General features: G+C 66.3%; 10 protein-coding genes and 4 pseudogenes. 7 read left to right on the top strand and 7 right to left on the bottom strand.

All coding sequences use genetic code 11. The features are described from left to right. Positions 1 to 535: 535 nt before the first annotated feature. Both FSW06_RS09245 and FSW06_RS09240 read right to left on the bottom strand, forming a co-directional pair. Positions 536 to 2,323 (bottom strand): oleate hydratase, encoded by a 1,788-nt coding sequence (locus FSW06_RS09245; protein WP_010121570.1) that lies wholly within the window; start codon positions 2,321 to 2,323, stop codon positions 536 to 538. 2 nt (positions 2,324 to 2,325) lie between these two features. After that, positions 2,326 to 3,084, bottom strand: a complete 759-nt coding sequence (locus tag FSW06_RS09240; protein WP_083827089.1) for a TetR/AcrR family transcriptional regulator — start codon at positions 3,082 to 3,084, stop codon at positions 2,326 to 2,328. Positions 3,085 to 3,244: 160 nt separating this feature from the next. Between FSW06_RS09240 and FSW06_RS09235 the strand changes: the two are divergent. Next, positions 3,245 to 4,184: pseudogene (locus tag FSW06_RS09235) on the top strand (IS5 family transposase). A gap of 323 nt (positions 4,185 to 4,507) precedes the next feature. On the opposite strand, the pseudogene FSW06_RS09230 reads toward FSW06_RS09235, so the two are convergent. Beyond that, a pseudogene (locus FSW06_RS09230) lies at positions 4,508 to 4,696 on the bottom strand (IS6 family transposase); the annotation flags it as partial. A gap of 55 nt (positions 4,697 to 4,751) precedes the next feature. On the opposite strand from FSW06_RS09230, the gene FSW06_RS09225 reads away from it, so the two are divergent. Then, a protein-coding gene (locus FSW06_RS09225) for an IS3 family transposase (RefSeq protein ID WP_202945441.1) occupies positions 4,752 to 6,013 on the top strand; the annotation gives its coding sequence in 2 pieces (ribosomal slippage) (positions 4,752 to 5,046 and positions 5,046 to 6,013; 1,263 coding nt in all). A gap of 56 nt (positions 6,014 to 6,069) precedes the next feature. Here FSW06_RS09225 and FSW06_RS15060 read toward each other — a convergent pair. Continuing rightward, positions 6,070 to 6,300: pseudogene (locus FSW06_RS15060) on the bottom strand (DDE-type integrase/transposase/recombinase); the annotation flags it as partial. A 277-nt stretch (positions 6,301 to 6,577) separates the two neighbouring features. Between FSW06_RS15060 and FSW06_RS09215 the strand changes: the two are divergent. After that, entirely contained in the window at positions 6,578 to 7,234 is a 657-nt protein-coding gene (locus FSW06_RS09215) for a response regulator transcription factor (protein ID WP_139024546.1), read from the top strand. A gap of 130 nt (positions 7,235 to 7,364) precedes the next feature. Next, on the top strand, positions 7,365 to 7,664 hold the full coding sequence (locus tag FSW06_RS09210; RefSeq protein WP_010121564.1) for a GlsB/YeaQ/YmgE family stress response membrane protein: 300 nt from the start codon (positions 7,365 to 7,367) through the stop codon (positions 7,662 to 7,664). A 91-nt stretch (positions 7,665 to 7,755) separates the two neighbouring features. Here the strand turns inward: FSW06_RS09210 and FSW06_RS09205 are convergent, their stop codons facing one another. Then, positions 7,756 to 8,136 carry a DUF4260 family protein gene (locus FSW06_RS09205; protein ID WP_010121562.1) on the bottom strand — a complete coding sequence of 127 codons (381 nt, stop codon included), beginning with the start codon at positions 8,134 to 8,136 and terminating at the stop codon, positions 7,756 to 7,758. Positions 8,137 to 8,141: 5 nt separating this feature from the next. Continuing rightward, the gene (locus FSW06_RS09200) at positions 8,142 to 8,972 is read right to left on the bottom strand and encodes an alpha/beta fold hydrolase (RefSeq protein WP_146881333.1); all 831 of its coding nucleotides are present in this window, start codon (positions 8,970 to 8,972) and stop codon (positions 8,142 to 8,144) included. 17 nt (positions 8,973 to 8,989) lie between these two features. Here FSW06_RS09200 and FSW06_RS09195 point away from each other — a divergent pair. After that, positions 8,990 to 10,251, top strand: a protein-coding gene (locus FSW06_RS09195) for an IS3 family transposase (protein ID WP_202945441.1) whose coding sequence is annotated in 2 segments (ribosomal slippage) — positions 8,990 to 9,284 and positions 9,284 to 10,251 — 1,263 coding nt in all. Because the reading frame shifts where the segments join, the coding sequence is not laid out codon by codon here. A gap of 57 nt (positions 10,252 to 10,308) precedes the next feature. Here FSW06_RS09195 and FSW06_RS09190 read toward each other — a convergent pair. Then, positions 10,309 to 10,437 (bottom strand): annotated as a pseudogene (locus FSW06_RS09190) (alpha/beta fold hydrolase); the annotation flags it as partial. Between the two features lie 122 nt (positions 10,438 to 10,559). Between FSW06_RS09190 and FSW06_RS09185 the strand changes: the two are divergent. Both FSW06_RS09185 and FSW06_RS09180 read left to right on the top strand, forming a co-directional pair. Beyond that, a complete protein-coding gene (locus FSW06_RS09185; protein WP_010121553.1) occupies positions 10,560 to 11,060 on the top strand; it encodes a CGNR zinc finger domain-containing protein in 501 nt (166 codons plus the stop codon). A gap of 120 nt (positions 11,061 to 11,180) precedes the next feature. Beyond that, on the top strand, positions 11,181 to 13,712 hold the full coding sequence (locus tag FSW06_RS09180) for a heavy metal translocating P-type ATPase (RefSeq protein WP_010121551.1): 2,532 nt from the start codon (positions 11,181 to 11,183) through the stop codon (positions 13,710 to 13,712). Positions 13,713 to 13,725: the final 13 nt, after the last annotated feature.

Genomic DNA, 13,725 nt, shown 5'->3' with positions numbered 1-13,725 from the left:
TAATCGCGTCGATCGCCCCGTTGCGCACCGCCGCAGAAAGGTCAGGATCAGGGTACCCCTGGATGATCTGATGCAGCGTGACTCCGATGTTGGTGGCCAGGATGTGGGCGGAAGCCTGTTCCGGGGAGACGACTGGGGCTTAAAACCCTGTTAGACGACTACTTCCCTGAGGATCGGGTTGTTCGGCGAGCCCGTCAACCGCGGGCGACGCGACGCCCTTGCGTCAACGCATATGCCACTGACGACGCGACGCCCTTGCGTCAACGCATATGCCACTGACGGAGCCCCCGGTTCACGCGATGGGCGCTTTCCTCTCCGTGCCGTGGCTCGGGACGCGCTCGGCGGGGCTGTTGTGGACCAGACAGATTCCAGTGAAGGGCAATGTCAGATCGATCGCGACGTTCATCGTTCTACCCTCCTGGTGCTGAGCGAGCTGAAGCAATGCCAAGACACGCGGTGGTCGTCCGAATCCCGTGGGATCCAGACGACCACCGCGTACCATCCGACTGACGGTTCTGGCCGGTGATGCCCAGGCTCAGAGGAGGTGGGCGTCCTTCAACATCTCTTCGATCCAGGTGCCTTGGAGCTTCTTGAGCGCGCGCGACTTGAGGAACTCGGGCACGGGCAACTTTGTGGGAAGAGGCTCCTCCAGCAGGCTCTTCCGGTCGCGCAGGTAGTACGCGGCGCTGAGGAGGGTGCGGATGTCGTAGGCCGAGGCGAACACCTCGGGCACGCCACGGTCGACGTTCAGCAGCGTGTAGACCGCCTCCATGGCCGTGCGCACCGAGTACTCGGTGGTGAACACAGTGTCGCGGGTCGGGGACTCGGCGAAGTTGCCGATGAATGCGAGGTTCTGGGAACCCTGCGGGATGACATCGGGACGATCACCCGGGCGACGAGGCATGAAGTAGGAGGTGATGAACGGCATGTACACCGGATTGGTGTTGATCGACTCCTGCTTCGCAAGCTCGGGGATCAGCGCCTCAGGAACACCCAGGTGGTAAAGCCATTCCTGGGTTATCTCCTCGCCCGTGCACTCCGTGATCTTCTTGTGGACGTAGTCGCCCTCGGTGTCGGAGTATAGACCATAAATCCAGACCGTGGTCTGGTTGTCCTTCTGCTCCTTGAAGTGGGGCTGACGGTGGATGGCGAAGCTCAGCAGCCAGTTGGAGTCGGTCACCGTGATGATGCCACCGGTGTTGACCTTGCGATCGTGCAGATCCCTCTTGGTGAGGCGCTCGATGTACGGGTCGACGCCCATGTTCTCGATCGTGGCTGTAGCGGAGATGAACCAGCTGCGTTCCGGGAGATTCTCGCAGAACGCCTCGGGGCGTCCGAAGTCCGGGGACTGGGCAGCGAGGTTCTTCCACAGCGTCCAACTGCCACCGGGCTCGGTGGTCGGCGGGGCCGGGGTGTGGTGGTCACCGTAGGTGCTGGATTCGGTGATCGACCCGTTGGTCACGAACACCAGATCGTCCTTGGTGAGGTCGATCTCCTGGTCCTCTCCGGCGACTGTAAGTAGCAGCTGCGTGGCGACCTTGGTGTCGCCGGTCTCGCTCACCCGGATGTCGCGCACCGTGGTGCCATACCGGATGTCGACACCGTGGTCTTGCAGGTAGGCCAGGAGCGGCTTGACCATCGATTCGTACTGGTTGTACCGGTTGAACTTCAGGGCTGTGAAATCGGGGAGACCCTTGATGTGGTGCACGAAGCGCAGCAGGTATCGGCGCATCTCGGCCAGCGAGTGCCACCGCTCAAAGGCGAACATCGTGGACCAGTACACCCAGAAGTTGCTATCGAAGAAGTCCTCCGAGAAGAAGTCCTCGATGGTCTTGCCGTGGATCTCGCTCTCGGCCAACACGCAGAGGCGAACGATCTCCTCCTGAGCTCCGTCGGTGAGCGTGAAGTCTCCGTCTCTGGTGACGCGGTTGCCTCGGTCGTGGATGAGGCGGCAGTTCGAGGAGTTCGGGTCGTCCTTATCCAGCCAGTAGTACTCGTCAAGATAGGAAGCGCCCTCGATCTCAAGGGACGGGATCGAGCGGTACATGTCCCACAGGCACTCGAAGTGGTTCTCCATCTCGCGGCCGCCACGGGTGACGAACCCGATCGCCGGGTTGTCGATTCCATCGAGGGAACCTCCGGAGAGCGGCATCTCCTCGAAAAGGTGGATCTGCTTACCGGGCACCTGTGCGTCGCGGATCAGGAACACCGCGGCCGCCAGCCCAGCGAGGCCGGCTCCCACGATCCATGCAGACTTCGAGTCTGCGTCTTCGGGCTTGCGTGGGCGTGCGAACGCCTCATAGTTACCGTTGGAGTAGTACATGGTCAAGACCTTTCTTTGAGAAGTGCCGTATCTGTAGTAGTGGGAGTGGTGGTTGAGTCGCAGGTGGCGACGGTGGAGGGGGTGGCGTCCCCGCTTCGGCCCGAACTGACCTGCGCCGCGAAGCCGCGCACGACCGTGTCGATCTGCGTCTTGAGGCGGGGCTCGCCGTTGCTGACGAAACCCGTCTCCGAATTGAGATCGGTGCCAGAGAGGGCGATGTCGAAGTGCAGCGCAGCGAAAATGGTCCTCGCTGTGAGCCGCGCGAGGTGGCTGTGTTCGTTGCCCCCGAGCGCCGCGCAGAGGACGGCGGCTAGATGCTGCTCCAGCCGGCGGACCAGTTCAATGCCTTCCCGGCGGTGCGGGCCATCGGAATCACCGAACAACAGCTCCCGGTGGTAGCGCACCAGGTTGACCACCTGCGGGCTTTCCGTCAGCCGTGCGATGGGAAGGACCAGGGACATGATCCGGTCGGAGAGATTGGCAGCCTGGGGCATAACCGACTCAGCGGCCTCTCCTTCCGTGATGGCCTGCTCCAGTGTCACGTTGTACACCATGAGGAACATCTCGACCTTGTTCGGGGCGTGGTAGAACAGCGTACCCACCCCCAGGTCAGCCCTTTCGGCGATCTGCTGGACGGTCACGTCATCGAAGGGGCGGTCCTGAAACAGGGCACACGCCGCCTCGAAGATTGACGCCCGCGTGGCGGCTTGCTTGCGTTCGCGCCGGCTCGGGACATCACCTCGGCTCTGCAACCCAGTCACCTACCTAGCAATAACTATCTAGAATAGAAATCGAACGCGCTCAACTTTGAATATACCTACTTGTCGAGTGTGATGCAGGGAAGTCCTCCATGGTGACCCGAAGGCGTGCTCCTAGGGCGTGTCTCTTTAAATAGTGGCCGTGTCCCGCCATACTGGGCTCATGGCCGCCACCGACCGCTACCAGCAACTCACCGATGCCCAGTGGGCCCGCATCGAACCCCTCCTACCCTCCAGTGACGGCAGGAGGGGTCGCCCGTTCCGGGACTCCCGCCAGATCCTCGAAGGGGTGATCTACCGGTACCGCACCGGGATTCCCTGGCGTGACCTGCCCGAACACTTCGGACCCTGGCAGACGGTGTGGAAACGTCACCGCCGTTACACCGTCGACGGGACCTGGGACCGGATCCTGCAGTCACTGCTGGCCGACGCTGACGCCGCCGGCCTGATCAGCTGGATCGTCTCGGTCGACGCGACGATCAACCGTGCTCACCAGCACGCGACGAACACGACCCGCCCCGAGCAGCACACGGGGGGCCCAGTCGAATTACAGGAATCAGGCCTGTTCTGACCTTGATGAGTGCGAACCTGCAGGCCATGGGGTTGGGCGTTCGCGGGGAGGGTTGAGCACGAAGATCCATCACGCCGTCGACGGGAAGGGCCGTCCACTGTCGGTGGTGGTCACCGGAGGTCAGCGTAACGACGGCAGTATGTTGCAGGTGGTCATTGACGATATCCGGGTGCCACAGCCGGCAGGACGGTCGGGCAGGCCCCGGACCACCCCGGATGCGGTGATGGCGGACCGGGCGTACCCGAGTCGGGCGAATCGGGAGTACCTGCGGGACCGGGGGATCGTCGCGGTGATCCCGGAGAAGGTCGACCACGTCAACGCCCGCAAACGCAAAGGATCTGCCGGCGGTCGTCCACCCAAGATGGACTGGGAGGCGTACAAGGGCCGCAATGTGGTGGAGAGGTCGTTCAACCTGCTCAAACAGTGGCGGGGACTGGCGACCCGGTACGACAAGCTGGCGGTGATCTACCGCGGGGCTGCCGTCCTGGCTGCGATCGTCGCCTGGCTCAAAGCATTAGGAGACACGCCCTAGGGGGGGCGGGAGGAGCTGAGGGGACTGCTGCACGGTTAGGTGACATCTGCTCTGCAGGGCAGATGTCACCTAACCGTGCAGCAGTCCCCCGTGTTGTCGATGGCCACGCGCTAGGAGAATCCAACGGGTCACCCGACGGGTGACGGATTGTCGGAGATCAGCGACCCGGGGCAGACCTGCCCGGTAGATCGACGTCGCGCATCCGGCGTTGTCACAGGTGTAGCGCGACACGCTGGCATGCGGGAGGTGCTGTTGCAAAGTGGAGCGGGCGGTGCCCGGACGCTGATCGACAAGGCGGTCCACAACCCTGTAGCCCTGATCTCTCAGGCGCCTGTGAAGGCCTTGGCGACGATCACCGCATCCGGGTTCAGACACCCGAAGGCGAACACCCTGCCCTGGCCTTTGCGTAGCGCGTGCACCGCCTCCATACCCTGCAGTGTCCTGTACGCCGACACCGGATTCTTGAACCCGCCACCTTTGGGACCCAGGATCCGCTTGAGCCGGCCGTGATCCCTGGAGTGTCATGCTTTGAGTAGACAGTGAGACCCACCCGAAAGGATCCCGCACATGTCTACACCCAACCCCCGACCACACCGGGGACCGAGACCCCACTACACCGCAGAGTTCAAAGCCGACGCCGTGGCCATGGTCACCGAGCTCGGCAAGTCCCGCGCCCAGGTCGCCGAAGACCTCCAGGTCTCACCCTCGACCCTCGGCCGCTGGGTCGCCGCAGCCACCGACACAGTCGGTACCGGCCGCGGCAGCCACAACAAACCCGCCGACCCGACCAGCACCGACCCCGACCAACTCGCCCGACGGGTCGCCGAACTGGAAGCGGAGAACGCCTTTCTGAAAAAAGCGGCGGCCTTCTTCGCCCGGGACACCCGGTGACCGACAAGTACCGGCTCATGTTCCGCGAAGAAGGCCTGTTCACCGTCACCCTCATGGCACGCCTGCTCGGCGTGTCCCGCACCGGCTACTACACGTTCAAGGCCCACCGGGCAGCCTTCGGCGACGATCCCGTCCCCGGATCACGGGCAGCACGCAGGGCCTGGCTCGCCGACCGGATCTGGTTGCACTGGGACAGGTCCAAGGGGCGTCACGGTGCCCGACGGATCCAGGCCGACCTGGTTGAACACGACGGCGAGCAGGTGTCGCTGTGGTTAATCCGGAAGATCATGAACACCCTCGGTATCGCCGGTGTTCAGCCCAGGGCCACCAAGCGGACCACCATCCCCGCCGATGATGCCGACGCCCGGCCCGACCGTGTCCGTCGCCGGTTCGCCCCGCCTCTTGCCACGTCCACCCTTGTCGGCGACATCACGTATCTGAAGACCGGGGAGGGCTGGCTGTACCTGGCCACGGTCATTGACCTGACCACGAGGATGGTCGTCGGCTGGGCCACCGCATCCCATATGCGCACCCCACTGATCAGCCAGGCCCTGGTCATGGCGCACACGGCCGGTTACGTCGCCGGTAACGCGATCTTCCACTCCGACCGAGGATCCCAGTACACCTCTGAGGAGTTCGCGACCACCGCCCGGTTGTTGGATGTCCGGTTGTCTGTCGGACGGACCGGGGTGTGCTGGGACAATGCGGTCGCCGAGTCCTTCTTCGCCTCGTTGAAAAAGGAGATGTTCCACCAGCAGTCGTTTACCACCAGGGCCCGGGCCAGGGTCGCTGTCGCCGAGTACATTGAGGTGGACTACAACCGCCGACGTCGGCATTCGGCGATCGGCTACCGCATCCCGGCGGTGGTGATGGGTGAGTTCAAAGCCCGGTGGTCGCCTGAGCCTGAACAGTCACAGTCCGCTGACCTGGCGGCCTGACCTCCACAACACGATTCATGCGTCTTGATTGTCCTCAAAACTTGACACCTTCCACCCCCTCGATCACATTGCCCAAGGTGTTTCACCTGCCGGTGAACTACTGTCCTCGACAGCTTATGCTCGTCGATCAGTTCCTGGATCGCTGCAGCGTAGGTGGGTGTTTTGTCGGTGCAGATGACCCGAGGACCACTGGGTTGCTCACCGTTGCGGACACGGTGACCAGTGCTACGCAACGCTTTTCCCAAAAATCGCGTTGCTGCTGTCGTGTTGCGTCGGGTGGACATGAATCGGCAGGGAGCCACTTTTTGATCGGAGTTGGTTTTCCCCGCTGATGTTTCCTGTTAGTGGTGGGGGTGGTAGTGAAGGCGCGCCGCACGGGGTTCATGTTCGTTTTACCGGAGAAACCGCGAAACTCAAGTGCCACGAAAGTGGGGGAATGTCGGTGCAAAAGCTGTGTCGGAGGAGCCGCAGTGGGAGCGCAGGCAGGGACGGGGCCGCAGGTACCGGTGGGGACGCGGCCGGCGGGCCCGCACCACCGACCGGGGAACCTATAGAGTGACCCGGGTGTCAGCTACACCGTCTGTGCCCCTGCGTGTCCGACTGCGCAACGACTTCGAGGTCGTCGTCGCCGGACTTGAAGCCATGCTCGCCCCCTACTCGGACCGGATCGACATTGTCTCGACGAAGGTCGGGGAGAACGGTGGGGCACCCGTCGATGTCACGCTGTACGACACGTTCGGGCTGACGCAGGCCGACGGTGAGGAGATCGACGGGGTGATCGACGACCCGACCTCCGGCAGGGTCGTGGTCTACACCTGGAACATGCAGGAGGAGCTGGTGGCCGCCTCGCTGCGCAAGGGGTGCCACGGTTATCTCGACAAGTCGGTGGGCGCCCGCGAACTGGTGGAGTGTCTCGAGGCGGTCGGGCGGGGTGACGTCCTGGTCTCCGGCAGGAACGGCCTGCCGCTGAGCGCCAGGGATGCCGCCGCGTCCGCCGCACCCGCCGTCGGTGCGTGGCCCGGGCAGGACGCCGGGCTCACCGCCCGTGAGGCCGAGGTGATCGCCCTGATCACCCGGGGGTTCACCAATGAGGAGATCGCCCGCATGTCCTACATCTCGATCAACACGCTGAAGTCGTACATCCGGTCCGCCTACCGGAAAATGGGTGTGGAGCGCCGCGCCCAGGCGGTCCGGTGGGGGATCGAGCACGGCGCGGGGTAACTCCCGCACCCACGGCAGGCCACCCTCAGGGGTGTGGTGGAGGGTACGGGGCTCCCCGTAGCGTCAGGAGTGGTCCGCCGCACCGTGCTGACCTGCACACATTTCTGACGTTACGGGAGAAGAGAAGACAATGGATTCCGATACCCTGATCCTCGCCGCAGGCTCCGCACCTGCACTCGGCTTCATCGGATGGATCGTGATCGGTGGTCTAGCCGGGTGGATCGGCTCGAAGATCATGAAACGCGACAACCAGATGGGACTGCTGCTCAACATCGTCGTCGGCGTCCTCGGTGGATTCCTGGGCGGCTGGCTGCTCACCCTGTTCGGTGTGGACGTCGCCGGCGGCGGATGGATCTTCAGCTTCCTGACGTGTCTGCTCGGCGCGGTCATCCTGCTGTGGATCGTGGGCCTGGTCACGAAGCGTCGGTAGCCGGTGGACCGGTCCTCTGTCGGACGCCCGGACGTGGCGGCGATCGCCGCCGTGGCAGCGTTGTCCCTGCCGGCGCTCACCGATCCGGGGCTCACCGACGATGCGGTGGAGGGGCGTCCCGCGCCGACCAGTCCGCCTCCGGACCCCGGGACGCCCCGATGATCCCCAGGTGGGTGTGGTCGAACGGGCTGATCTTCAGGCCGAACCCCAGGGCCCGGTCGACGGCGACGTGGAAGCCCCAGCAGGCCGCCAGCATCGCCGGCCAGTCAGCAGGCACCTGGCTGAGCTGCAGTGCCGCCCACCCGGCCAGTAACACAGCGGGCGCAGCGTAGTTGTGCACCAGGTTGTAGCACAGCGCCCCGACCCGCCAGTTGACCAGATATCCCAGGGCGGAGATGTCGAAGGCGAGGAAGGCGGCGGGCAGTACCCACCACGGCTGCCCCCGGGCGATCATGACGAGGACGACGGCCACGGCGGTCAGTGCGTTCTCCGCGCGCTGCCACCCGACGGCCCCGTGGTTGTACCCGGGTACCGGCGGATTCTTACGGTGTCCAGCCAGTCCCGGATGATCCCGGTGACCTCGTCGAGGTGGGATTCCAGGAGGAAGTGGCCGCCGTCCAGCAGTTCGATGCGGGCATCCGGCGCATCCTGCCGGAAGGCACGTGCCCCGTCCGGACCGAAGATGCGGTCGTTGCGACCCCAGACGGCCAGCACCGGGACGCCACTCTCACGGAGCCAGGAGTGCACGGCGGGGTAGAGCGCGCGGTTGGTCGGATAGTCGGCGAAGAGTGCGAGCTGCGCCCGGTCCACACCCGGACGCCCGAGCAGCGCGAGATCATGCTCCCAGGCGTCCGGGTCGACCAGCCCGGGATCCGGAACTCCGTGGAGGTACTGCCACTGCACGGCGTCCCGGCCCAGTGCGGCACGCATGGCCGCCTCATTCCCGGCGTCGGGATCCGCGGCGTAGGCCCAGACCGGATCCCAGAAGTCGGGCACGAACCCTTCCTCGTAGGCGTTGCCGTTCTGGCTGATCACACCCCGGACAGCGTGCGGGTCGGCGAGTGCGAGGCGCCAGCCGACCGGCGCACCGTAGTCCTGCACGTACATCGTGTAGCGGTCGATACCGAGGTGCGACAGCAGTGACCGTGTCACCGCGGCGAGGTTGTCGAAGGTGTACCCGAACTCATCCGCCGACGGTGCGGCGGAGCGGCCGTAGCCGATGTGGTCGGGTGCGATCACGTGGTACCGGTCGGCGAGCGCCGGGATGAGGTGTGGAGTGTCATGCTTTGAGTAGACAGTGAGACCCACCCGAAAGGATCCCGCACATGTCTACACCCAACCCCCGACCACACCGGGGACCGAGACCCCACTACACCGCAGAGTTCAAAGCCGACGCCGTGGCCATGGTCACCGAGCTCGGCAAGTCCCGCGCCCAGGTCGCCGAAGACCTCCAGGTCTCACCCTCGACCCTCGGCCGCTGGGTCGCCGCAGCCACCGACACAGTCGGTACCGGCCGCGGCAGCCACAACAAACCCGCCGACCCGACCAGCACCGACCCCGACCAACTCGCCCGACGGGTCGCCGAACTGGAAGCGGAGAACGCCTTTCTGAAAAAAGCGGCGGCCTTCTTCGCCCGGGACACCCGGTGACCGACAAGTACCGGCTCATGTTCCGCGAAGAAGGCCTGTTCACCGTCACCCTCATGGCACGCCTGCTCGGCGTGTCCCGCACCGGCTACTACACGTTCAAGGCCCACCGGGCAGCCTTCGGCGACGATCCCGTCCCCGGATCACGGGCAGCACGCAGGGCCTGGCTCGCCGACCGGATCTGGTTGCACTGGGACAGGTCCAAGGGGCGTCACGGTGCCCGACGGATCCAGGCCGACCTGGTTGAACACGACGGCGAGCAGGTGTCGCTGTGGTTAATCCGGAAGATCATGAACACCCTCGGTATCGCCGGTGTTCAGCCCAGGGCCACCAAGCGGACCACCATCCCCGCCGATGATGCCGACGCCCGGCCCGACCGTGTCCGTCGCCGGTTCGCCCCGCCTCTTGCCACGTCCACCCTTGTCGGCGACATCACGTATCTGAAGACCGGGGAGGGCTGGCTGTACCTGGCCACGGTCATTGACCTGACCACGAGGATGGTCGTCGGCTGGGCCACCGCATCCCATATGCGCACCCCACTGATCAGCCAGGCCCTGGTCATGGCGCACACGGCCGGTTACGTCGCCGGTAACGCGATCTTCCACTCCGACCGAGGATCCCAGTACACCTCTGAGGAGTTCGCGACCACCGCCCGGTTGTTGGATGTCCGGTTGTCTGTCGGACGGACCGGGGTGTGCTGGGACAATGCGGTCGCCGAGTCCTTCTTCGCCTCGTTGAAAAAGGAGATGTTCCACCAGCAGTCGTTTACCACCAGGGCCCGGGCCAGGGTCGCTGTCGCCGAGTACATTGAGGTGGACTACAACCGCCGACGTCGGCATTCGGCGATCGGCTACCGCATCCCGGCGGTGGTGATGGGTGAGTTCAAAGCCCGGTGGTCGCCTGAGCCTGAACAGTCACAGTCCGCTGACCTGGCGGCCTGACCTCCACAACACGATTCATGCGTCTTGATTGTCCTCAAAACTTGACACCTTCCAGTGGCGGAACATGTGGGAGCTGGTGGGGAAGCCGTGGAGCAGCAGGATCACGGGTGCGTCCTGCGGGCCGGCCTCCCGGTAGAAGACGTCCAGTCCGTCGAGGGTGACGGTGCGGTGGTGGACGGCAGGCATGAGTAACCCCTTACATCGAGTTAACTGGTTATCCGTACGCTAACATGGGGAACCGGAAAGCGCGAGGGTCCTGCCCCGGGGCCCGGGAGAAGTGCACACCGGAGAAAAAGAAGGAGCAGTCGATGGTCAGGGACGAGGACCTGCTGTTGGCGGTACTGAACAGTGCGCCGGTGGTCGACGGCGTCGTCACCGAGCAGCTCGACGGCGCGGCGGGTCGCGAGCTGGCGGAACGGTTCGGCGGGACCGGGTCCGCGGCGGAGCTCGCACAGCTGCGCCGGACGCGCGACGCGGTCCAGGACATCGCCCGCGGGAACGATGCCGCCGCTGAACGGCTCGCCGCGGCCGTCGGGGACGTCGCCCTGGTGCCCGGGTTCACGCACGAGGGCATCCACTGGGAGCTCGAGGCCCCGGCCGACGGACGGCTCGCCGCCCGCACGGTCCTGGCCTGGTCACAGGTACTGCACGACCTGCCCGGACGCCTGCGCCCCTGCGCCAACACCGAGTGCAACCTCTTCCTCATCGACCACAGCCGACCGGGTACCGCGAAGTGGTGCTCCATGGCCACCTGCGGAAACCGGATGAAAGCGCGCGCACACAACCGCCGTGTCAGGGATCAGCGGTAAAAGCGTCACGGCGCCGACGGACGTACCGTGGACGACGTCTGACGGTACGGCGCCGGGCCCGCGACACACCCTCGCAACATACCCCGGAGGGGTATATCGTGGTGGGGCGAAGGAGGACCAATGACCAGCAGCGACACCCCGACCGTCACCGATCCGGTCTGCGGCATGACGATCCACCCCGAGGACGCCGCCGCGACCGAGGAATACGGTGGCCGCACCTACTACTTCTGCTCCGAGCACTGCCACCGGCAGTTCACCGCGGACCCGGAGAAGTACGTGACGGACAGCTCGACGGCGACCGGCGTGTACGTCTGCCCGATGCACCCGGAGGTGCACCAGGTCGGCCCGGGCACCTGCCCGAAATGCGGCATGGACCTGGTGCCGGAGTCCGGGGCCACCACGACCGGGGACGCCTCCGGCCACGCTGCGCACGACCACCACGCCGACCACGCCGACCACGCCGACCAACCGCACGCCCATCCCGCCAGCCCGGCCACCGCCGCTCACACCAGTTCCCCCACCGACGTCGAGTACACCTGCCCGATGCACCCGGAGATCCGTCAGATCGGCCCCGGCACCTGCCCGAAGTGCGGCATGTCGCTCGAACCGGTGACGACCACCGCCGACACCGGCCCCGACCCGGCCCTGAAGGACATGACCCGACGGTTCTGGATCGCCGTGGCCCTCGCCGTCCCGGTCATGGTCCTGTCCATGGTCTTCCCGATGGTGCCCGCCTGGGAACACCTCATTCCGGTGGCGGCGTCCCAGTGGATCCAGTTCGTCCTCGCCACCCCGGTCGTCCTCTGGGCCGCCGCCCCGTTCTTCCGCCGCGGCTGGCAGTCACTGCGCAACCGCTCCCTGAACATGTTCACCCTCGTCTCGATGGGCACCGGGGCGGCCTACCTCTATTCCGTGGTGGCCCTGCTGTTCCCGGGCATCTTCCCGGAGACCGTGTACACCCACGGCCGGCCCGAGGTGTACTTCGAGGCGTCCGCGGTGATCGTCGCCCTCGTCGCCCTGGGTCAGGTGCTGGAACTGCGGGCCCGCGCCTCGACTTCCGGCGCCATCCGGGCACTGATGGACCTCGCCCCGGCCACCGCCCGACGGGTGGACGCCGACGGCACCGAGCACGAGGTCCAGCTCGACGACCTGCAGGTCGGTGACCTGGTGCGGGTCCGCCCCGGCGAGAAGATCCCGGTGGACGGCACTGTCGTCTCCGGCCGCTGTGCCGTCGACGAGTCCATGGTCACCGGCGAATCCCTGCCGGTCACCCGGACCGGGGGCGACGAGGTCGTCGGCGGCACCGTCGCCGGCTCCGGCACCCTGCTGGTCCGCGCCGGGAAACTCGGCGCGGACTCGATGCTCTCCCGGATCGTCGACATGGTCGCTGAGGCGCAGCGCTCCCGCGCCCCCATCCAGTCGGTCGTGGACAAGGTCGCCGCGGTCTTCGTCCCGACGGTCATCGGCATCGCCCTGGTCGCCGTCGTCGTGTGGTTGTCCGTCGGCCCGGACCCGCGCCTGACCCACGCCCTGATCGCCGGGGTGTCAGTCCTCATCATCGCCTGCCCGTGCGCGCTGGGTCTGGCCACCCCGATGTCGATCATGGTCGGCGTCGGCCGCGGCGCCCGCGACGGCGTCCTCATCCGGGACGCCGAGGCCCTCGAGGCGATGGAGAAGGTGGACACCGTCGTCGTCGACAAGACCGGCACCCTCACCGAGGGCAGCCCGGCCGTCACCGACATCGTCCTCACCGGCTCCCTGGACCGGGACGGGGCGCTGCGCTGCGCCGCCGCGGTGGAGAGCTCCTCCGAGCACCCGCTGGGCGCCGCGATCGTCACGGCCGCGCAGGACTCGGTGTCCGACGCGACAGGGATCCCCACGGTCACCGACTTCACCTCCGACGCCGGCGGCGGGGTCGGCGGCACCGTCGACGGCCGGACCGTCCGGGTCGGCAACCTCGGCTACGTCAGTGCCGGCACGGCCGGCACCAACGCCGCAGACCTCCAGGCCCGCGCCGACGAGCTGCGGACCGGCGGCGCGACGGCCGTCTTCCTCGCCGTCGACGGCACCGTCGAGGCCGTCATCGCCATCGCCGACCCCGTCAAGGAGACCACCCCGGCGGCACTGGCCGCCCTGCACGACCGGGGCGTGCGCGTGGTGATGCTCACCGGCGACAACCGCACCACCGCCGAGGCCGTCGCGGCGCAGCTCGGGATCGACGAGGTGCACGCCGACGTCCAGCCCGACGACAAGTCCGCCGTCGTCAATGACCTCACGGCACAGGGCCGCACCGTCGCCATGGCCGGCGACGGGGTGAACGACGCCCCGGCGCTGGCCGCCGCCCGCGTGGGCCTGGCCATGGGCACCGGCACCGACGTCGCCATGCAGAGCGCCGGGATCACCCTGCTGTCCGGTGACCTGGGCGGCATCGCGCGGGCGCGGAGCCTGTCGCACGCCACGATGCGCAACATCCGGCAGAACCTCGTGTTCGCGTTCATCTACAACGCGATCGGTATCCCGGTCGCCGCCGGTGTGCTCTACCCCTTCGCCGGCGTCCTGCTCTCCCCGATGCTCGCCGCCGCCGCGATGGCACTGTCGTCGGTGAGCGTCATCCTCAACGCCGCCCGGCTCCGCGTCACCCCGCTGGGGTAGCTGTCTCCACGGT

It is taken from the genome of Corynebacterium nuruki S6-4 (assembly GCF_007970465.1).
Classification (GTDB): Bacteria; Actinomycetota; Actinomycetes; order Mycobacteriales; family Mycobacteriaceae; genus Corynebacterium; species Corynebacterium nuruki.
Note: the sequence above shows the minus strand (reverse complement) of the source record. Positions and strands in the feature narration are given on the sequence as shown.